This is a genomic window from Novosphingobium sp. BL-52-GroH (assembly GCF_044813085.1).
Lineage (GTDB): Bacteria > Pseudomonadota > Alphaproteobacteria > Sphingomonadales > Sphingomonadaceae > Novosphingobium.
On sequence record NZ_CP171152.1, the window covers coordinates 37,988 to 56,691 of the forward strand.

The window sequence follows — 18,704 nt, forward strand, 5'->3', positions numbered from 1 at the left end:
TACGAAAGCGCCGCAGCGTCCGTTCCGGCGGCGCCGGCCCCTACGCCACGCCCAGGCTGCGCCTCACGTAGTCCTCGAACCGCCCGGGCTCGCGACCGAGCAGCCAGCGCAGGGTGTTCGCATTGCCCCGCCCACCATTGCGCGCCTGCCACGCATTGAGGCGGCCCAGGGCGCCGACGACGTAGGCATAGCCCGGCCCGGCCGCTTCCAGCCCGGCGAGCAGTTGCGCTGCCGACATCTCGCCCGCCGCCACCGGGGTGCCGCTGACCGTCGCGATCAGCGCGGCGATCTCGGCGGTGCCCAGGGCCTCGTCGCTGGCGATGTCGTAGCTGGCGAGGGCATGGCCGTCCTCGAACGTGACTTTCGCCAGCACTTCGGCGAGGTCGGAGAGGTCGACATGGCCCAGCCGCGTCGCGAGCGGGAACGGCAGTTCCAGTGCCCCGGCGTCGAGTGCGGCAGCGACGTCGATGTTCTGCATGAAGCTTTGCGGGCGCAGCACCGTCCATTCCAGGCCGGATTCGGCAAGGTAGCCCTCGACCGCCAGCTTGGCGGCATTGCCGGGCACGCTGCTCGCCTGGGCATGGAGCGCCGAGACGTAGACGAAGCGCTTCACCCCGGCGGCGACGGCCGCGTCGATCATGCCCGTGCCCATCGCGGCCTCGCGCGGGTGGAAGGCGGGGGCGTAGTGGATCACCGTATCGATGTCCTCGACCGCGAGCGCGCGGTCGGCGGGGTTCTCGAGGTCGCCGACGAGACAGTCGATGGCATGGGATCGGGATCTGGTTCCGGTATCGGAATTGCCGGGAATGACTTCGATGGAGCGCGTGCGGCTCTTGGTTCCGGTATCGGAATTGCCGGGAATGACTTCGATGGAGCGCGTGCGGCTCTTGGTTCCGGTATCGGAATTGCCCGGGATCACCTCGATGGAGCGGGTACGGCTCTTGGTTCCGGTATCGGCGTTGCCCGGGATCACCTCGATGGAGCGGGTGCGGACCTTGGTTCCGGTGTCGGCGTTGCCCGGGATCACCTCGATGGAACGGGCGCGGTTTTCGGGATAGCGGCAGAAACCGCGGATGGCGACGTCGGCTTGCCGGCCCCGTAGCGCGTCGATGACGTGGCTTCCCGTCCGGCCCGTCGGTCCCACAACCAGAATGCGCATTGTACCCTCCGTTGATTGCGCGCGGTCTCTAAAGGCGAAGCGGCCCCGGCGGTACTGACAAGTCCCGTTAGACCGCGCGAGGCCCCCGCCTTTCGCCAAGGTTGCCGCCCTTGCCGCCCGGGTCAAGCGGCGGGTGCGGGTACCGGCACGATCCGGTCGGCCAGCCGCTCCACTTCGGCGCGATCGTGGCTGACGTAGAGGATGGGCAGGCGCAACTCGTCGCGGATGCGCTCGATCAGGGCGAGGATCTCGGCGCGGCGGTCGACGTCGACGGAGGCGAGCGGTTCGTCCATCAGCAGGAATGCCGGAGCCGACAACAGGGCCCGGCCGATCGCCACGCGCTGTGCCTCGCCGCCCGACAGCGTCGCGGGCATGCGGTCGAGCAGGGCGGCGATGCCGAGCAGCTCGAGGGTGTGGTCCCAGTCGAGACGGTGGCGTTCCGCAGCGGCCAGGCTGAAGCCGAAGCGCAGGTTTTCGCGCACGGTACGGTGGGGAAAAAGGCGCAGGTCCTGGAACACGTAGCCGCAGCGCCGGCGTTCCGGCTTGAGGTCGACGCGGGCCGCGCCATCGAACAAGGTGGTGCCGGACACGGCGATACGCCCCTCGACAGGCCGCGCGAGGCCGGCGATCGCATCGAGCAGGCTGCTCTTCCCCGCGCCTGAGGGGCCATAGAGCGCGGTCAGCCCGGGACCCGAGGTGAAGGCGTAGGAAAGCCGCAGCCCGCCGCGCTTCAGGGTGACCGCGACGTCAAACGACATGGCGGCCCTTCTGCTGTCCGCTGCGCCGCGCCAGCCACTCCGACAGCACCAGCGCGGCCACCGACAGAAGGATCGAGAGTCCGGCGAGGCGCGCGACCTGGATGTCCGATCCCGGCATTTGCAGTGCGCTGTAGATGGCGAGCGGCAACGTCTGCGTTTCGCCGGGAATGTTCGAGGCGAACGTGATCGTCGCGCCGAACTCACCGACCGAGCGGGCAAGGCCCAGTACCAGCGCGGCGAGGATGCCGTTGGCGGAAAGCGGGAGGGTTACTGCGGCGAACGTGCGCCACGGGCCGGCGCCGAGCGTCCGTGCGGCGCTCTCCAGTCGCCGATCCACGGCTTCGAGCGAGAGGCGCATGGCCCGCACCATCAACGGCAGCGCCATGACCGCCGCCGCCAGCGCGGCGCCGGTCCAGCGGAACACGAAGCCGACCCCCAGCGTGCGTTCGAGGAAGCCGCCGAGCGGCGCATTCGGGCCGAGTGCGATCAGCAGCAGCCAGCCGGTGACCACGGGAGGCAGCACCAGCGGCAGGTGCACGGCGGCGTCGAGCAGCACCTTGCCGGGAAACCGCCAGCGCGCCAGCACCCAGGCGAGCGCGAAGGCCACCGGCAGCGCCAGCACGATGGCGACGGCACTGACTTTGAGCGAGAGGATCAGCACCTCCCATTCGGCCGGCGAAAGCGTGTCCACGGGCGCGCTATTTCGTCCCGAAGCCGAACCGGCGGAACAGCGCCTTGCCCTCGGGCGAGACGAGGTAGCGGCGGAACGCGTCGGCCTCCGGATTGCGCGAGGAGGCGATCACCGCGACCGGGTAGCTGATCGGGTCGTGGCTGGCGGCAGGAAAGACGCCCACCACGCGCACGCCGGGATTGGCGCGGGCATCGGTCGCGTAGACCACCCCGAGCGGCGCGACCCCGCGGCTGACCAGCGCCAGCGCAGCACGCACGCTTTCACCCGGCGCAAGCCTGTCCCGCACCTGATCCCATACGCGCAGGTTGGTGAGGGCCTGCCGGGCATAGACGCCGGCCGGCACGCCGCCGGGATCGGCAAGCGCCAGGCGCCCGCTACCGAGCGTGCGGGCAAGCGGCATGCCTCTGGCGATCCGCAGCCGCACCGAGCTGGCGCGCGGCGCGACCAGCACCAGGGTGTTGCGCAGGAACGAGATCCGCGTTCCCTTGCGCAGCAGGCCCTTAGCCTCCACGGCATCCATCCACGGCTCGTCGGCGGACACGAACAGGTCGGCCGGCGCGCCCGACTGGATCTGGCGGGCCAGCGCGGACGACCCGGCGAAGGAAATGCGCGGGCGAGGGTGGCCCTTGGCCCTCCAGGCGTCGGCGGCGGCATTCATCAATTCCTGCAGGCTGGCAGCGGCGAGGACGAGCGGCGCCTCCCTGGTCGGCGCGGGCGCAGCCGCGATCGCCGCCGTGGGCACTGAAGGCAGCAGCATGGCGAACGCCGCCAGCAGGAAGACGATGTACTTGCGCATTCGGGACAGGTCTCCGGAGGATACTGTATCGGACAGTATATCGTGCTTCCGGGCATACAAGCCGATGCGGGCCGGGGCAAGGTTCGGAGCAGAAGGGCAGGGGGACGTGCAGCAGGTCGCGTCCTGGGCGAATTTGCGGACGGCGTTTCAGTCCTTCTGGCTGGCGCGCGGATCGGCGAGCAGGCGTGCGGCGAGCGCATCGTAGTCCGGCCCGCGCGAGGCGGCGGAGATGCCGTCCTGCAAGGCGCGGTAATGCGCAAGGACGCTTTCGCCCAGGTCGGTGAGGCGGGCACCGCTGTTGCTCGATCGTCCCGGGGCGGTGTGGACCAGCGGGCCGTCCCAGCATCGGTTCATGACGTCGACCAGCAGCCAGGCCCGGCGATAGCTCATCGTCATGGCACGTCCGGCGGCGGAGATCGAGCCGTGCTGCCGGATCGCATCGAGCAGGTCCGCCTTGCCGGGACCCATGGCGATTTCACCACCGCAATGGATCTGAATCTTGATCTTGAGACGGGGCGGCGCGGTCATCCCCGCAACCTAGAAGGGCCATCGGCTTGCGGCAAGGGAGCGGAAAAAAGCGCCGGGCGGTGGTCGAACGGGGTTTGCGAATCACTTCGACGCAGGTGCCGAACGCATCGGCCCGTACTTGTCGTAGCGGGCCTGGCCGCTTGGTTCGGAGCTTGTGTGTTGCGGTGCACAGTCCGGTCGATATGGTCCTGCTGCCTTGCAGTACAAAACCCGCGCCGATCATGCGCAACGATTGCAAAACGCTGAAATCCCGGGGCAATGGGGTATTTTGCGGTGCAAAAATCAAGCACGGCGGAACCAAGAAATATTCTCCGCAACAGAAATAAAATTACGTTAAAATTTATGATAGTTTCACATTGCGTCCAGAGATTAAAATCATGTGAGGCATTCGGGATATTCTGGAATAATATGTCAGTTTCTGTTATATGTTCGACAGCAAACAGATTGGGACGTGACGCCAACAGGTGAACGTCGTGGGATAGATCAGGACGGCGCAGGCGCAGAAGCGCTTGCGAAACGTCTCGGCCATTGAGGATGAAACATGAAGGTCGCCGAGGAAAATATTATCCGTTTCGAACGTTTTTCGGACACGCGCAAGTTCTCCGCGCGGCTTCCTGCGGGGATGGTCTACGCCGCCCAGCGCATGGGAAGCAGCGAGGAAGAGCATGACGGTCGCGGCCTGATTGTCGCGATCCTGCTCTGCATGGCCTGCTGGGCCGCACTGGGATACTTCCTGCTGGCCTGACGGTCGCAGGCGGGTTCATTTCGGACGGAGCCGCGCGCCTTGGCGCGATGTCTCGTCCCACGCGCCGTCGATCGCTCCGCAAGGTGCATCGACAGCGACCTGAGGCGGCCTTGCGGCCGCCTTTTTCTTGTCCGGCCTCGTTCTCGTCCTCGCCGGCCAAGCGCGCTCCGCCACCGCGCGCCTTGTCCCCCTTGCGAAATCCTTGCGCCGATCGTCCGTGACGGGATAGGCAGGCGCCGCCGCCATCGGGCAACCGGAGGGCCTGGCGAGTGATCTGGCAAGAGACCTGGACAAGCACATGAACGATCGTGTCCTGCCCCTGGAGGGGGTCCACAATTTCCGTGACGCGGGCGGCTATGTGCTGTCCGGAGGCGGGCGGATGAAGCGGGCGGCGGTGTGGCGGTCGGGCCAGCACCACGGAGCGAGCGATGCGGACCTCGCGCGGATCGCCGACCTCGCCCTGGCGTCCGTGTTCGACCTGCGGACCTCGAAGGAGCGCGATGCGCACCCTTGTCGCCGCCCGCAACCCTTTGCCGCGCAAGTGTTTCTCGCAGCGGACCCGCAAGTACGGCTGGCCCCGCACGTCGCGGCCGCGCAAGGCGTGCGCCAGCGCACCCCGGCAACCATGCGCGAGAGCCTGATGCGCATCTACGGCACGATCGCCTTCCGCCCCGAACTTCAGGCGATGGTGCGCGACTGGTTCGATCGCCTTGCCCAGGGCGATGGGCCAAGCCTCGTCAATTGCATGGCCGGCAAGGACCGTACTGGAATCGCGGTCGCGATGCTGCATGCCGCGCTCGGCGTCCACCGCGACGACATCATGGACGACTACCTGCTCACCAACACCGCCGGCGACGTCGAAGCGCGCATCGCCGCGGGTGCCGAGACCATCCGCGTCGTCAGCGGCCCCATGGACGAGGACGTGGTCCGGGTGCTGATGGGCGTCGAACCCGAATATCTCGACGCGGCCTGGGCGGCGGTCGGCGAACGCCACGGCAGCGTCGATGCCTACCTCGCCGAGGCGCTGGGCCTCGACGAGGGCAAGCGCGAACGACTGCGGGACGCGCTGGTGGAATGAGCCGGCGCCGGATGCGAAAATGCCGGCCAGGCATTTTCCAGGCAGCCTCTCAGGCCAGGAACGCTTTCACGTCTCCCATGAACCGGTCGAACTGGTCGTGGTGCAGCCAGTGGCCCGCGTTCTCGTATTCGATCAGCCGCGCGCTCGGGAAATGGTCGATCCGGCCGTCGCCGGCCGGACTGCTGGCGAAGCTGTCCTTGCCCCACAACAGCAGCACCGGGCAGGTTATCGCCTCCCACAGCGCCACCACGAGATCGGTGGGCAGGTCCGTGGTCGACCAGACGTTGAGGTAGTTGTCGAACTTCCAGCTCCAGGTGCCGTCCTCGTTGCGGCTGGCGCCGTGGATGGTGAGGTGGCGGGCCTGCTCGTCGGTAAGGAAGCCGTTCTCCTCCTTCATGCGCTGGTAGGCGTCGCGCAGGCTGGCGTACTTGCGCACCGAGCGGCCCGAGGCCTTGCGCTTGTCGGCGATCCACTGGCGCAGGCGATCGGCGCCGTCCGCTTCCTGTTCCCGGCGCAGGCCGGTCGGCGGTCCGAGGCCCTCGATGTTGACGAACCTGGCGACTTTCTCGGGATAGAGCCCGGTGAAGCGCGTGGCGATGTTGCCGCCCAGTGAGTGGGCGATGATCGTCACCTGGTTGTGCCCCAGGGTGTGGACCAGCTGTGCGAAGTCGTAGACGAAGGCGTCCATGCCGTAATGGCCTTCGAGCGACCACTCGCTGTCGCCGTGGCCGCGCAAGTCCGGGCAGATGACATGCCAGTCGTGGCGCAGCTCCTCGGCCACCCAGTCCCAACTGCGGCAATGGTCGCGTCCGCCGTGCTGGAGGATCAGCGGCGGCGCCTCGGGATTGCCCCAATCGACGTAGTTCAGGCGCAGGCGCTGCGAGACGAAGCGGTTGGACGTGGGGCCGAGTTGGGTCATGGCCATCGATTGGCGCGCGACGGCACGAAGGTCAATCCATCGGGAGATGTCGGAATTGCGGGGATGAAATAAAAGCTTGGGGCTTGCCCTGCTTGGCAAACGGCCCTCCCAGTCCCTATTTCGCGCCGCAACACATTCACGCCGGAGACACAGACATGGCGACCACGCACAAGACCCGCATGCTCATCATCGGTTCCGGCCCTGCCGGCCTTTCCGCCGCCATCTATGGTGCGCGCGCGGGGATGGAGCCGATCGTCGTGCAGGGCCTGCAGCCCGGTGGCCAGCTGACGATCACTACCGACGTCGAGAACTACCCCGGATTCCGCGAAGTCATCCAGGGTCCCTGGCTGATGCAGGAGATGGAGGCCCAGGCAGTCCACGTCGGCACCCGCATGCTGTGGGACACGATCACTTCGGTCGACATTTCGGGCGACACGTTCATCGCGACCGGCGACGGCGGCGACATCTACGAAGGCGAGACGCTGGTGATCGCGACCGGCGCGCAGGCGCAGTGGCTGGGCGTGCCCGGCGAGCAGGAGCTTTCGGGCAAGGGCGTCTCGGCCTGCGCGACTTGCGACGGCTTCTTCTACCGCGGCAAGAAGGTGGTGGTGATCGGCGGCGGCAACACCGCGGTCGAGGAAGCGCTCTACCTTACCAACCACGCGACCGAAGTGGTGCTGGTCCATCGCCGCGACACTTTGCGCGCCGAAAAGATCCTGCAGGACCGCCTTTTCGCGCACCCGAAGATCACGGTCGAATGGAACAAGCGGGTCGACCGTTTCCTTCCCGGCGAGGACGGCGCCCTGCGCGCGCTTGCGCTGATCGACACCGTCACCTCCGAACAGAGCGAACTGCTGACCGACGGCGCTTTCGTCGCGATCGGCCACGCGCCGGCGACCGAGCTGTTCAAGGGCAAGCTGGCGATGGACGAGACCGGCTACCTGCTGGTCCAGCCGGGCACGCCCAAGACCGACGTGCCGGGCGTCTTCGCGGCAGGCGACGTGTCCGACCATGTCTACCGCCAGGCCATCACCGCGGCCGGCATGGGCTGCATGGCCGCGCTCGACGCCGAGCGCTATCTTGCGGCCAAGGAGTTCGCCGGGATCACCGAGACGGTACAGGGCTGAGGCAGGCGTCGTCCCGGGCTCGACCCGGGACCACGATCAGGTGCGCAGCAGTTCCAGCACCTGCTTGGTCAGCCACTCCTGCGCTTCGGGTTCGACGAAGCTGTGCGTCGCCTCCGCGCAGATCCGTATGCGCGGATCGGCCTTGTCCGAGTGCGACAGGAACGCGAGACCCGTCCGGTCGCGCCCTGCGACGAGAAACCGCACCTCTCCGGCAAAACCGGAAATTCCCGAGGCGATTTGCGCCGCCAGCCCATCGGGCGAAGCGGGGGTGGGCCGTATTGCGGAGACCAGGCTGCGGGCCAGTTTCGCCAGCGAGACCTGACCGGTCAGCAATCGCCTGATCGCCGCCGGATCGGCAAGACGGCGCCGGTAATGGTCGCGCACGACTTCGGCCGGGGCCGCTTCCGCCTCGTCCTCGATGGTCCAGGGATTGGACAGGACCAGCGCGTCGAGCCCGGCGCCACGCGCCAGCATGAGGGCGCTGGCCGCATCGCAGTTGCCAAAGGCCACCACCCGGTCGACCTGGGGGCACTCCTTGCGCAAGGTCGCGAGCGCGGCGGCGATGTCCGCGGCGCTGGAGCGGAAGCCGCCGTTGGCGCCTTCGCTGTCGCCCACCCCGCGCCGGTCGAAGCGCAGGACAGGAAAGCCCTGCGCGGCGATCCGGGCCGCGAACATGGCCTGGCCGTTCCAGGCGCCGGCACGGACTTCGTTGCCGCCCGAAACCAGCAGCAGCCCGGTGCGTCCGGGCGCGCTGTCCAGCGTTGCGACGAGCGCGTTGCCCTCGCAGGCGAACGTCAGGTGGCGGCGGGTCATGCGGCGATCTCGTCGGCAAGGATAGCGGCGAGCGCCCCGGCCTGCTCGGCGTTCTCGTCGGGCTCGGCGCGCAGCCACAGGCCGGCACCGCCGACGTGCTCCTGGGCAATCGCGGTGGCCGAGGCATCGGGCGTCATCGGCTCGAAATGCCGGTAGAAGTCGGCGCCAAGCCGGTATCCCGCCAGCGTTATCCCCCGAGCCAGGGCTTCCTGCGCGAGAGCATCGCGGTGTTCCTCGCGTCCCGCTTCGCGCGCGGACAGGATGCGGGCGCGGACCATCTGGCGCAGGGTCGCGGCAGCCTTGACCGGGGCATAGTGGAACGCCGGGAGGCGCTGGGGCGTGAACAGGCAGCCGCCGCGAATGCCGAGCGCATGGCTGGCGCCGAAATGCCGGGCTGCGGCGGTCATCGCGTCCAGCCAGTCGGTGGGGTCCTGCGCCTCGAGCGGCTGCAGGCTCTCGTTGCAGCCGGGCAGGTCGGGCAGGAAGCTGTCGATGCCGATGGCGTCGAGGCGGCGCATGACCTCGACGGTGAAACGCCGCATGCGGTTGCCTTCGTCGAACAGCGCCGGGACGACCAGCAGGCGCGACCGGCGGCCGGCGTCGAACTGGAGCGCGTATTCCTCGCATGTGCCCCCGCCGGGGAGCGGGCAGGGCCAGCTCGACGGGGTCATCTGCCGCTCATCAACTGGCGCGCTTCGCCTCGGTGAAGGCGAGGAGGCCGCCGTAGGTTTCCAGCATCTCGCCGTCGATCTCCTCGTCGTCGATCATGATGTCGAGGCGGTCTTCCAGTTCGGTCAGGAGCCCGGCCACGGCCATCGAGTCCAGTTCCGGCAAGTGCCCGAACAGGCCCGTGTCGGCATCGAAGGCATCGGCCTGGCCTGGCGCGAGGCCAAGCACATCCGTCAGGATGCGACGCAGCAGCAGGTCGGTTTCGTCTGGCATGGCCCCTCGGCACTCTCTTTATTAACGCGGCGGCCTCTAGCCGCGCTTCGCGCGCGCGGCAAGGTCGCGCAAGGCCATCTTCGCCAGAATCGGCCAGTTGCGGGGTGAAAACGGACGGAACATGTCCAGCCGGTAACGTGGGCGCTGCCCTTCCATCCAGTCGCGCTTGTAGGGATCGTCGCCGGTGCCGAAGTCGACCAGCGCGACGCCGTCCCCATCGATCACACGGGCCATCAGTGCGGCAGTGAGCACCGATCCGGGCGAAAGCGGCTTTGCCGCCTCGCGGTGGGCCAGCTTGTGGATGAAGGCGGTTCCGCCTTCCACCGTCCACATCTGCGCGGCGATGGCGGGGCCCTCGGCATCATCGGCGGGGTGGGCGAGGGCGAGTCGCAGGCGTCCTGCAGCGCCTTCGGCCTGCGCGAAGGCGCGCAGGAAGTCGGGTGAGCCTTCCTCCGGTTTCCAGCTTTCGGCGTAGATCAATTCGTACTGGGCCCAGGCGGCCTCGTCGAAATGGTCGAGAACGCGGGTGACGACCTTGCCCGACTTGCGCTTGAGGGTGGTCCGCAGCTTGCCGGGGCGAGTGGCCAGGTATTGCTCGCAGGAGCGACCGGCCAGGGCAAGGATGTGGTTGGTGTCGCAAACCTCGCGGCGGACCAGCCAGCCGGCCTTGCGGAAGGCCCGCTCGGTGATCGAGGCGCTGGCGTCCTCGTCGCAGATGCCCGACAGGGTGACGCGATGGGCACGCGCCGCGAGGTCGCGCGCAAGCGCTTCCAGCGGTGCCTCGGCGCTCGAGAGAATGGGGCGCAGGCGGAAGGTGTACCAGTTGGAAAGGCCGGTCAGATGCCCCCCGCCGCCCGCCAGCGGCAGGACGGCGTGGCCGTCTGCGTCCTGCGCCACGACCAGCAGGGGCGTGAGCCCGCAGTGTGCCGCCAGCCCTTGCCACCACGCCAGCCGATCGAACGGCGCATGCTGGCGCGCTTCGGAGAGCAGGGCTGCAAGCCGCTCATCCGATTGCACTTCCTTAAGATCGGAGTGATAATCGACCTTTACCACGTAAACCCTCGCGGAGCCTTTCCTTCACATGCCGGGCAGTCCCGATACACCGATCCTGCCGCTCGACCATCTGGCCTTGCGCGGGAACGATCCCGACGACGCGCTGGTCCTGCGGGAAGGCGTGGTTAGCTGGAAGGACTTAAGATCGCGTGTCTCCCGCCTCGCCGCCTGGCTGGCGCGGGAAGTGCCGGAAAAGGGTGCGCGAATCGCCACTTGGGCCGCGAAGGGAGAACTGACCTGCCTGATGCCGCTGGCGGCGGCGCGCGCCGGGCTGGTGCACGTTCCGGTCAACCCGCTGCTTAAGCACGCCCAGGTCGCCCATATCCTGGCCGACAGCGGCGCCGTGCTGCTGATCGGCACGGCCGCCCGCCTCAAGACGCTGGCCGTGGCCGACGTGCCGGAAGCCTGCCGCCTGCTGGCCGAGGACGAGGCGCTGACGACCGCCGCCGACCTCGGCGGCACGATGCTGCCCTCCGAGGCCGACCCCGACGATCTGGCCGCCATCCTCTATACCAGCGGCTCGACCGGGCGGCCCAAGGGGGTGATGCTCAGCCATGCGAACATGTGGCTGGGGGCCGAAAGCGTCGCCGGCTACCTCGGGCTCGCCGCGGACGACCGGACGCTGGCGGTGCTGCCGCTCTCGTTCGACTACGGGCAGAACCAGTTGCTCTCGACATGGTACGCGGGCGGCTGCGTCGTCCCGCTCGACTACCTGATGCCGCGCGATCTGGTGAAGGCGGTGGAGCGCCACGCCATCACCACACTGGCCGCCGTCCCACCCTTGTGGGTGCAGGTCTGCGAGATGGACTGGCCGCGCGAAACCGCCGGCAGACTGCGCCGCCTGACCAACAGCGGCGGCGCGCTCACGGTCGATCTCGTGCGCCGGTTGCGCAGCGCTTTCCCGCAGGCGCGGCTGTTCCCGATGTACGGGCTGACCGAGGCGTTCCGCTCGACCTATCTGGACCCGTCGCTGGTCGATACCCACCCGACCTCGATGGGCAAGGCGATCCCTCATGCCGAAATCCTCGTGGTCGACGATCTGGGCGAGATTGCCCGGGACGGGGAGGAGGGCGAGCTGGTCCATTGCGGCCCGCTGGTAGCGCAAGGGTACTGGCAGGACGCGGAGCGCACTGCCGAACGCTATAGACCGGCACCGGCCGCCTCGCATTATGGCGGCATCGCGGTGTGGTCGGGCGACCGGGTCCGGCGCGAGGCCGACGGGCTGCTCTATTTCGTCGGCCGGCGCGACGCGATGATAAAAAGCGCGGGCAACCGCATCTCGCCGCAGGAGATCGAGGACGCCGCGCTCGGCACCGGCCTCGTCGCCGAGGCAGTGGCGCTGGGCGTTGCCGACGAACGGCTGGGGCAGGCGGTGCATCTCGTGGTCCGCGCGGCGCCCTCCAGTTCGGACGCGGTGGCAGAACTGCCGCGCAAGCTCATGCAGGAACTACCGAATTTCATGCAGCCCAAAGTCATTCACTGGCGCGATGCCATGCCCATCGGCCCCAACGGCAAGCTCGACCGCACCGGCCTGGCCGCGCAGATTGCGGCGGAACTGGCGGCATGAAGGCACTGGGTCCTATTCCCGCCGGCTACGAGGCGATCGACGGTATCCTCGCCGTGGCCGGCCGCCCGGTGACGCAATGGGTGGAGGACGCCGGCGCGACGCCGCTGTTCCTCTACAGCGCGGAGCATGTGCGCCGCCGCGTCGCCGACTTGCGCGCCGCGCTGCCCGCGCGCGTGGCGCTGCACTACGCGGTCAAGGCCAACCCGTTCCCGCCGCTGCTCGAGCTGATGGCGGGGCTGGTCGACGGCTTCGACATCGCCTCGGGTGGGGAGCTGGAGATCGTTCGCGGCGCCGGCCTTCCGCTGGGTAAAGTCAGCTTCGCTGGGCCCGGCAAGCGCGATGTCGAACTGGAAGCGGCAATCCGCGCGGGCGTGACGCTCAATCTTGAATCCGAAGGCGAGGCCGCGCGCGCCATCGCCATCGCCGAGCGGATCGGCGTGACCCCGCGCCTCGCGATCCGCGTCAATCCCAGCTTCGACCTCAAGGGCTCGGGCATGAAGATGGGCGGCGGCGCCAAGCCCTTCGGCGTCGATGCCGAACGGGTGCCGGCACTGGTGCGGACCGTCATCGACAGCGGCGCACAGTGGCGCGGCTTCCACATCTTCGCCGGCAGCCAGGCGCTCGACGCCGAGGCCATCGCCGAGACGCAAGGGCAGGCGCTTGCGCTCGCCGGCGTGCTCGCCGAGGAGAGCGGTGCCCCGCTGCCCCACTGCAATCTGGGCGGGGGCCTCGGCATTCCCTACTTCCCCGGCGACACCCCGGTCGATCTTGCGCTGGTGGGCGATCGCCTCGCCGCGCAGCTGGCGATGCTGCCCGAGGTCCTGCGCGAAACCGAGTTCTGCATCGAGCTGGGCCGCTATCTGGTGGGCGAGGCGGGGGTCTATCTGGCGCGGATCGTCGATCGCAAGGTCAGCCATGGCGAGGTGTTCCTCGTCACCGACGGCGGCCTGCACCACCAGCTCGCCGCCTCGGGCAATTTCGGGACAGTGGTGCGGCGCAACTACCCTTCCGCCATAGCCACGCGCTTTGGCGCCGGAGTGGAGGAGGAGGCCTCGATCGTCGGTTGCCTGTGCACGCCGCTCGACAAGCTGGCCGACAAGGGCGGCTTCCCGCGTGCGGAGGAGGGCGACCTGATCGCGGTGTTCTGCGCCGGGGCCTATGGCGCGAGCGCGAGCCCGGCGGCGTTCCTGGGGCAGGGGCCGGCGAAGGAGATGCTGGTCTGAGATGTCCTCGTCGTCCCGGGTTCGACCCTTCAGGCGGGGCCTCGCCATGGGCCCCGACGGCATGGCGGCCCGGCGCGAGGTGGCGTGGCCTCGCCCACGGTCCAGGGTCGGGCCCGGGACGGCGAATTGTCCGTTAACCCTTGATTTCGCTCCGTCCCGTTATGGGACCCGCGTTGAATTGGCCTTGCAAGGCTAACGCAATATTCACCCTTTCAACCGATACCGCATACTGGATTTTGCCAGGTCCCACCCCCAGCGTGCAGCAGGGGGCAGGGCAGGCGCAGACAGGGACGTTTCCATGCCGCATCGCCGCTCCACCCGACTTCTGGCCGCCACGGCGCTCGCCAGCGTCGCCTTGACCGGATGCGCGACCACTTCCGGACCCCAGCTGCCGCCGGCCTCGTTCGTATCGATGCAGGAAGGGCCGGGCGAGGACTACGTCATCGGCCCGCTCGACCAGCTCACCGTCTTCGTCTGGCGCAACCCGGAACTGGGCGCCAAAGTGCAGGTGCGGCCCGACGGGCGCATCACCACGCCGCTCATCACCGACATGCCCGCCGTCGGCAAGACGCCGGCGATGCTGGCGCAGGACATCCGCCTGCAGCTCTCGCAGTACATCGAGGACCCGCTGGTCTCGGTCATCGTCGACGGCTTTTCCGGCACGTTCAGCCAGCAGATCCGCGTCGTCGGCGCGACCGAGAAGCCGGCATCGATCCCCTATCGTGCGAACATGACCGTGCTCGACGCGATGATCGCGGTGGGCGGCCTGTCGGAATACGCCTCGGGCAACAAGGCGCGCCTGATCCGCTTCGACAAGGCCAGCGGCACCCAGAAGGAATTCGACCTGCGCCTGGGCGACCTGCTCAAGAAGGGCGACAGCAAGGCCAACGTGATGCTGGCCCCGGGCGATGTCATCATCATTCCCGAGAGCATGTTCTAAGGACCCGCCGGCACGATGGACACGCTCTACGAAGAACTGCTCAGCGCGCTCCACAGCGTCTGGCACCGTCGCTGGATCGCGCTGGCGCTGGCCTGGGCTATCTGCATCGCCGGCTGGCTGGTGGTCGCGCTGATCCCCAACTCCTACGAATCGCGCGCGCGCATCTTCATCCAGCTCGACGACGCACTGGCCGAGCAGGTGGGCATCGGCGTGGCCGACAAGAAGCGCGACATCGAGCGTATCCGCCAGACCCTGACCAGCGCCGTCAATCTCGAGAAGGTCGTCCGCGCCACGCGCCTGGGCGACACCATCGAGAACCCCAAGCAGATGGAAGCGGCGGTTCTCAAGCTGGGCAACAACGTCAAGGTGGTGAGCCAGGAGGACAATCTCTTCGAGATCACCGCCACTGCCAACGACAGCTCCTTCTCCGATGCCGAGAACGCCAAGCTGGCGCAGAGCGTCGCCCAGAAGCTGATCGACATCTTCCGGGAGGAGAACCTCTCGGGCGATCGCGGCGACATGGTCGAGACGCTGGAGTTCGTGAACCAGCAGCTCCAGCAGCGCGAACGCGAGCTGGAATCGGCCGAGACCAAGCGCACCGCCTTCGAGGCCGCGCATCCCGAGATGGCGCTGGGCGGTGCCGCGCTGGCCCAGCGCCTGGAAACCTCGCGCGCCGGGCTGCGGGACCTCGAGGCTGACCTGTCGGCCGCGCAGAGCGCTCTGGCGGCGATCGACGGCCAGTTGGCCGGCACTCCGCGCACGATCGCGGGCGGCATCGCCGACGGCAGCCCGCAGTCGGCGCTCGCCCGTGCCCAGGCGGACCTTGCCGGGATGCGTGCCCGCGGCCTCACCGAGAATCATCCCGACGTGATCGCCGCGCGCAACCAGGTCGCGGCTTTGCAGGGCCCGGCCTCGCGCGATGCGGCGAACGGCGGCGGCACGATCAACCCGGCCTACAGCTCGCTCCAGTCGATCCGGGCCGAACGGCTGGCGAACGTCCAGGCGATGCAGTCGCGCAAGGCAGCGCTGCAGTCGGACATAGCTGCGTCGACCGCGTCCGCGATCCAGGACCCCGAACTCGCCACCCAGGCGACCCGCATCAACCGCGACTACGACGTGCTGCGCCAGCAGTACGACAAGCTCCTGCAGGACCGCGAGGAACTGCGCCTGCGCGGCGAGGTGAAGACCGAGCGCGAGGCGGTGAAGTTCCAGGTCGTCGACCCGCCGACGAGCCCGCGCGCTCCCGTGGCGCCCAACCGCCCGGTGCTGTTGCTCGGCGTGCTGGTGGCAGGCCTTGCCGGTGGCTGCGCCGCCGCCTTCGCGCTCAGCCGGGTGCGGTCGGTGTTCGCGACGACCTCAGGGCTGGAGCGGGCGACCGGCCTGCCCGTGCTCGGGGCCATCTCGCAGAGCCTGACCGACGGGGCCCGCGCCCTGCGCGCGAAGCGCCTGAAATACTTCTACGCCAGTTGCGCCGCGCTCGGCGGGCTGTTCGTGGTGCTGCTCGCCGCCGAGTTCATCCAGCGCGGCATGGTGGCCTGAGGGAAACGACATGACCGATCATCGCAAGATCCCCGTGCCGCCGCAGCCCGATGCCGAGTCCGGCGGACAGTCCGACGCCGCGTCCGACCGCGCCGAAGCCACCGGCCGCGAATCGCTGTTCGAGCGTGCCGCCGGCCGCTTCGACTTCAACAGCATCATCGCCAAGCCGCTGCCGGTCGCACCCGAGGCCCCCGCCCGCCGTTTCCCGGTGAAGCCGCCCGAGGCACAGCGCCCCGCATCGGCGCCTGCGCCTGCGCCTGAACCTGGTCCCGCCGCTGCCGCAGCGCCCGCGCCCGTCGCCGCGCCGGCCGAGCCGGTCGAGCCGGTCGCTGCGGCCGAACCGCCCGCCGTCTTCCACGGCGAAGCCCATCCGGTCGACCGCGAGCATCTGCGCGAGCAGGGCCTGATCGTGCCCGAGGGCACCGTCACCGAGCTTCTCGAGGAGTTCCGCATCGTCAAGCGCCAGCTCCTGGTGCAGGCGGCGGACCTGCGGCGCCAGAAGGCGGGGGCAATGGCCCAGCGCATCCTGGTCAGCTCGCCCCATCCGGGCGAGGGCAAGACCTACTGCGCGCTCAACCTCGCGCTGTCGATCGCCGCCGAGAAGGAGAGCGAAGTGCTCCTCGTCGACGCCGATTTCGCCAAGCCCTCGATCCTCTCCGCGCTCGGACTGCCGGGCGGCCCGGGCCTGATGGACGCGCTGATGGACGAGGAACTCGACGTGGCGGACTGCGTGCTGCGCACCGACATTCCCGGCCTCTGGGTACTCCCGGCGGGCGACACCACCAGCCACGACAGCGAATATCTCTCCAGTTCGCGCACCGGCCGCGTGCTGGACCGCCTCACCCAGGGCGCGCCGCAACGCATCGTGATCTTCGATTCGCCCCCGGCGCTGGCGGCCTCGCCCGCGGCGGAACTGGCCAAGTACGTGGGCCAGACCATGGTGATCGTGCGCGCCGACAAGACCGGACGCGGATCGCTGGACGATGCGATCTCGCTCCTCGGCGCCTGCCCGAACGTCCAACTGCTGCTGAACGCGGCGCAGTTCAGCCCGAGCGGCCGCCGCTTCGGGTCCTATTACGGATACAGGGGATGATCCGCATGAAGCAGTCATCGGGCCATCTGGTCTCGCTGGCGACGATCCTTGCGTTGGCGGCACCTGCCGGTGCCTCCGCGCAGTCGATCGGCTACGAAGGCGTCGGCAGCGGCGCATCGAGCGACGGGCAGGGCTCGTCCGGGGCCGCCACCGGCAAGCCAGGCCGCGCCGGCTCGCGCGAGGGGCGTGGCAAGGGCGGCAAGCGCGTCGACATCGTGCCCTATATCGAGATCGACCAGATCGTCTCGGCCGAGTTGTCGCCGGGCAGCGAGGTGCTGACCTATACGCAGGCTGCCGTCGGCGTCGACGCCGCGATCTCGGGGCGCAACAACGGGGCATCGGTCTCGGTGCGCTACGAGCGCCAGTTCGGCTGGGGCAAGAATGCGCGCGACGGCGACGCGATCAGCGGCATCGCGCGGGGCTATACCACGATCGTGCCGGGCGTGACGCTGGAGGCGGGCGGGCTGGCGACGCAGGCCAACGTCGGCAACGGCGGCTCGGCCCTGGCCGGCAGCGGCATCAACGACAAGTACAAGACCTCTATCTACTCGGTCTACGCGGGCCCATCGGTAACCACCCGGGCAGGGGACCTCGACGTTTCCGCCAACTACCGCGCCGGCTTCACCAAGGTCGAGCAGTCCGACGCCTTGCGCGACAGCACGGGCGCCTCCGTCGACATCTTCGACAAGAGCGTGACCCAGATGGCCGATGTCCAGGCGGGCTTCGCGCCGGGGACCGTGCTGCCCGTCGGCGTGGGCGCCGCCGGCAGCTTCTACCAGGAGGACATCTCCAACCTCGACCAGCGCGCTCGCGACATGCAAGTGCGCGGCCTGGTCACCGTGCCCGTCAGCCGCACCGTCCAGGTCGTCGGCGCGATCGGTTACGAAGACGTGGAAATTTCCAGCCGCGATGCTTTGCGCGACGAGGACGGCATTCCCGTAGTCGGCTCGGACGGCCGCTATGTCACCGACAAGTCGCAGCCGCGCCAGATGGCCTACGACGTCAGCGGGCTGATCTGGGACGTCGCGGTGATGTGGCGCCCCAGCCGCCGCACCTCGCTCTCGGCCCACGTCGGGCGGCGCTACGGCTCGACCAGTTTCGGCGGGACGCTGGCCTATGCGCCCAACGACCGCAGCCAGCTTTCCATCTCGGTCTACGACAACGTCGGCGGCTTCGGTGGCCAACTCAACCGCGCGATCGACCAGTTGCCCGACGACTTCCAGGTGGTGCGCGACCCGATCACCGGCGAGCTGCGCGGCTGCGTCGCCTCGCTCGACGGGGGCAACTGCCTGTCCGGCGCGCTCGGCTCGGTGCGCTCGGCGTTCTTCCGGGCGCGGGGCGTTTCGGCGAACTACTCGATGCGGATCGGCCGCCTCAACGCGGGCGTAGGCCTCGGCTACGACCGCCGCAACTTCATCGCCGCGCGCAACACCATCCTGGCCTCGGCCGACGGGGTGATCGACGAGAACTACTGGCTCACGGCCTATGTCAGCGGCGAACTGGGCCGCGATGCCGGCTGGTCCACCAGCGTTTATGCGAACTGGATCAGCAGCAGCGACCCACTGCTCGACAATGTTAACGGTTATGGCGCATCGGCGAGTTATTATCGCATGTTCGGACCGCGGCTGCGCGGTACGATCGCCGTCGGCATCGATGGCACCAGCAGCAACCGACCGGCGATCGACGACCTGTGGACCGCCTCGGCCCTCGCGGGCCTGCGCTACAGCTTCTAA

At 68.7% G+C, this 18,704-nt stretch carries 19 protein-coding genes; 9 read left to right on the plus strand and 10 right to left on the minus strand.

From position 1 onward, the window contains the following. Positions 1 to 40: 40 nt before the first annotated feature. From ACFFDA_RS12825 to ACFFDA_RS12845, 5 genes are all read right to left on the minus strand, one after another. The gene (locus tag ACFFDA_RS12825) at positions 41 to 1,159 is read right to left on the minus strand and encodes an NmrA family NAD(P)-binding protein (RefSeq protein ID WP_404480842.1); all 1,119 of its coding nucleotides are present in this window, start codon (positions 1,157 to 1,159) and stop codon (positions 41 to 43) included. A 122-nt stretch (positions 1,160 to 1,281) separates the two neighbouring features. Next, positions 1,282 to 1,917, minus strand: coding sequence for a molybdenum ABC transporter ATP-binding protein (locus ACFFDA_RS12830; protein WP_404480843.1), 636 nt, complete (start codon positions 1,915 to 1,917; stop codon positions 1,282 to 1,284). After that, on the minus strand, positions 1,907 to 2,608 hold the full coding sequence (gene modB / locus ACFFDA_RS12835; RefSeq protein WP_404480844.1) for a molybdate ABC transporter permease subunit: 702 nt from the start codon (positions 2,606 to 2,608) through the stop codon (positions 1,907 to 1,909). Before modB ends, ACFFDA_RS12830 begins: the two co-directional genes overlap by 11 nt. 7 nt (positions 2,609 to 2,615) lie before the next feature. Then, positions 2,616 to 3,404, minus strand: a complete 789-nt coding sequence (modA, locus tag ACFFDA_RS12840) for a molybdate ABC transporter substrate-binding protein (RefSeq protein ID WP_404480845.1) — start codon at positions 3,402 to 3,404, stop codon at positions 2,616 to 2,618. Positions 3,405 to 3,551: 147 nt separating this feature from the next. Further along, positions 3,552 to 3,932 (minus strand): winged helix-turn-helix domain-containing protein, encoded by a 381-nt coding sequence (locus ACFFDA_RS12845; RefSeq protein WP_404480846.1) that lies wholly within the window; start codon positions 3,930 to 3,932, stop codon positions 3,552 to 3,554. A 541-nt stretch (positions 3,933 to 4,473) separates the two neighbouring features. Between ACFFDA_RS12845 and ACFFDA_RS12850 the strand changes: the two genes are divergently transcribed. Together ACFFDA_RS12850 and ACFFDA_RS12855 are read left to right on the plus strand one after the other, a co-directional pair. Beyond that, complete coding sequence (locus tag ACFFDA_RS12850) at positions 4,474 to 4,677, plus strand: hypothetical protein (RefSeq protein WP_404480847.1); 204 nt, start codon at positions 4,474 to 4,476, stop codon at positions 4,675 to 4,677. Positions 4,678 to 4,975: 298 nt separating this feature from the next. Further along, positions 4,976 to 5,755: a tyrosine-protein phosphatase gene (locus tag ACFFDA_RS12855; protein WP_404480848.1), complete on the plus strand. Its 780-nt coding sequence runs from the start codon at positions 4,976 to 4,978 to the stop codon at positions 5,753 to 5,755. 49 nt (positions 5,756 to 5,804) lie between these two features. Here ACFFDA_RS12855 and ACFFDA_RS12860 read toward each other — a convergent pair whose 3' ends face one another. Continuing rightward, positions 5,805 to 6,674, minus strand: a complete 870-nt coding sequence (locus ACFFDA_RS12860) for an alpha/beta fold hydrolase (RefSeq protein WP_404480849.1) — start codon at positions 6,672 to 6,674, stop codon at positions 5,805 to 5,807. Positions 6,675 to 6,829: 155 nt separating this feature from the next. Between ACFFDA_RS12860 and trxB the strand changes: the two genes are divergently transcribed. Next, complete coding sequence (trxB, locus tag ACFFDA_RS12865) at positions 6,830 to 7,801, plus strand: thioredoxin-disulfide reductase (RefSeq protein WP_404480850.1); 972 nt, start codon at positions 6,830 to 6,832, stop codon at positions 7,799 to 7,801. Between the two features lie 36 nt (positions 7,802 to 7,837). Here the strand turns inward: trxB and ACFFDA_RS12870 are convergent, their stop codons facing one another. Genes ACFFDA_RS12870 through ACFFDA_RS12885 form a run of 4 tightly spaced genes read right to left on the minus strand, consistent with a single transcriptional unit; the run spans position 7,838 to position 10,609 of the window. Next, the gene (locus ACFFDA_RS12870; RefSeq protein ID WP_404480851.1) at positions 7,838 to 8,614 is read right to left on the minus strand and encodes a hydrolase 1, exosortase A system-associated; all 777 of its coding nucleotides are present in this window, start codon (positions 8,612 to 8,614) and stop codon (positions 7,838 to 7,840) included. Further along, the gene (locus ACFFDA_RS12875) at positions 8,611 to 9,285 is read right to left on the minus strand and encodes a hypothetical protein (RefSeq protein ID WP_404480852.1); all 675 of its coding nucleotides are present in this window, start codon (positions 9,283 to 9,285) and stop codon (positions 8,611 to 8,613) included. Before ACFFDA_RS12875 ends, ACFFDA_RS12870 begins: the two co-directional genes overlap by 4 nt. A gap of 10 nt (positions 9,286 to 9,295) precedes the next feature. Further along, the gene (locus ACFFDA_RS12880) at positions 9,296 to 9,556 is read right to left on the minus strand and encodes an acyl carrier protein (RefSeq protein WP_404480853.1); all 261 of its coding nucleotides are present in this window, start codon (positions 9,554 to 9,556) and stop codon (positions 9,296 to 9,298) included. 36 nt (positions 9,557 to 9,592) lie between these two features. After that, the gene (locus tag ACFFDA_RS12885; protein WP_404480854.1) at positions 9,593 to 10,609 is read right to left on the minus strand and encodes a GNAT family N-acetyltransferase; all 1,017 of its coding nucleotides are present in this window, start codon (positions 10,607 to 10,609) and stop codon (positions 9,593 to 9,595) included. A gap of 28 nt (positions 10,610 to 10,637) precedes the next feature. On the opposite strand from ACFFDA_RS12885, the gene ACFFDA_RS12890 reads away from it, so the two are divergent. The 6 genes from ACFFDA_RS12890 to ACFFDA_RS12915 all read left to right on the plus strand — a co-directional run bounded on the left by ACFFDA_RS12890 (position 10,638) and on the right by ACFFDA_RS12915 (position 18,704). Then, a complete protein-coding gene (locus tag ACFFDA_RS12890) occupies positions 10,638 to 12,176 on the plus strand; it encodes an acyl-CoA ligase (AMP-forming), exosortase A system-associated (RefSeq protein ID WP_404480855.1) in 1,539 nt (512 codons plus the stop codon). Next, positions 12,173 to 13,399: a pyridoxal-dependent decarboxylase, exosortase A system-associated gene (locus tag ACFFDA_RS12895; protein WP_404480856.1), complete on the plus strand. Its 1,227-nt coding sequence runs from the start codon at positions 12,173 to 12,175 to the stop codon at positions 13,397 to 13,399. The genes ACFFDA_RS12890 and ACFFDA_RS12895 overlap by 4 nt, the downstream gene beginning before the upstream one ends. Before the next feature lie 298 nt (positions 13,400 to 13,697). After that, complete coding sequence (locus ACFFDA_RS12900; RefSeq protein ID WP_404480857.1) at positions 13,698 to 14,339, plus strand: XrtA/PEP-CTERM system exopolysaccharide export protein; 642 nt, start codon at positions 13,698 to 13,700, stop codon at positions 14,337 to 14,339. Positions 14,340 to 14,354: 15 nt separating this feature from the next. Beyond that, on the plus strand, positions 14,355 to 15,878 hold the full coding sequence (locus ACFFDA_RS12905; protein WP_404480858.1) for an XrtA system polysaccharide chain length determinant: 1,524 nt from the start codon (positions 14,355 to 14,357) through the stop codon (positions 15,876 to 15,878). Between the two features lie 10 nt (positions 15,879 to 15,888). Further along, entirely contained in the window at positions 15,889 to 16,971 is a 1,083-nt protein-coding gene (locus ACFFDA_RS12910; protein WP_404480859.1) for a capsular biosynthesis protein, read from the plus strand. After that, a complete protein-coding gene (locus ACFFDA_RS12915; RefSeq protein WP_404480860.1) occupies positions 16,968 to 18,704 on the plus strand; it encodes a preprotein translocase subunit YajC in 1,737 nt (578 codons plus the stop codon). Before ACFFDA_RS12910 ends, ACFFDA_RS12915 begins: the two co-directional genes overlap by 4 nt.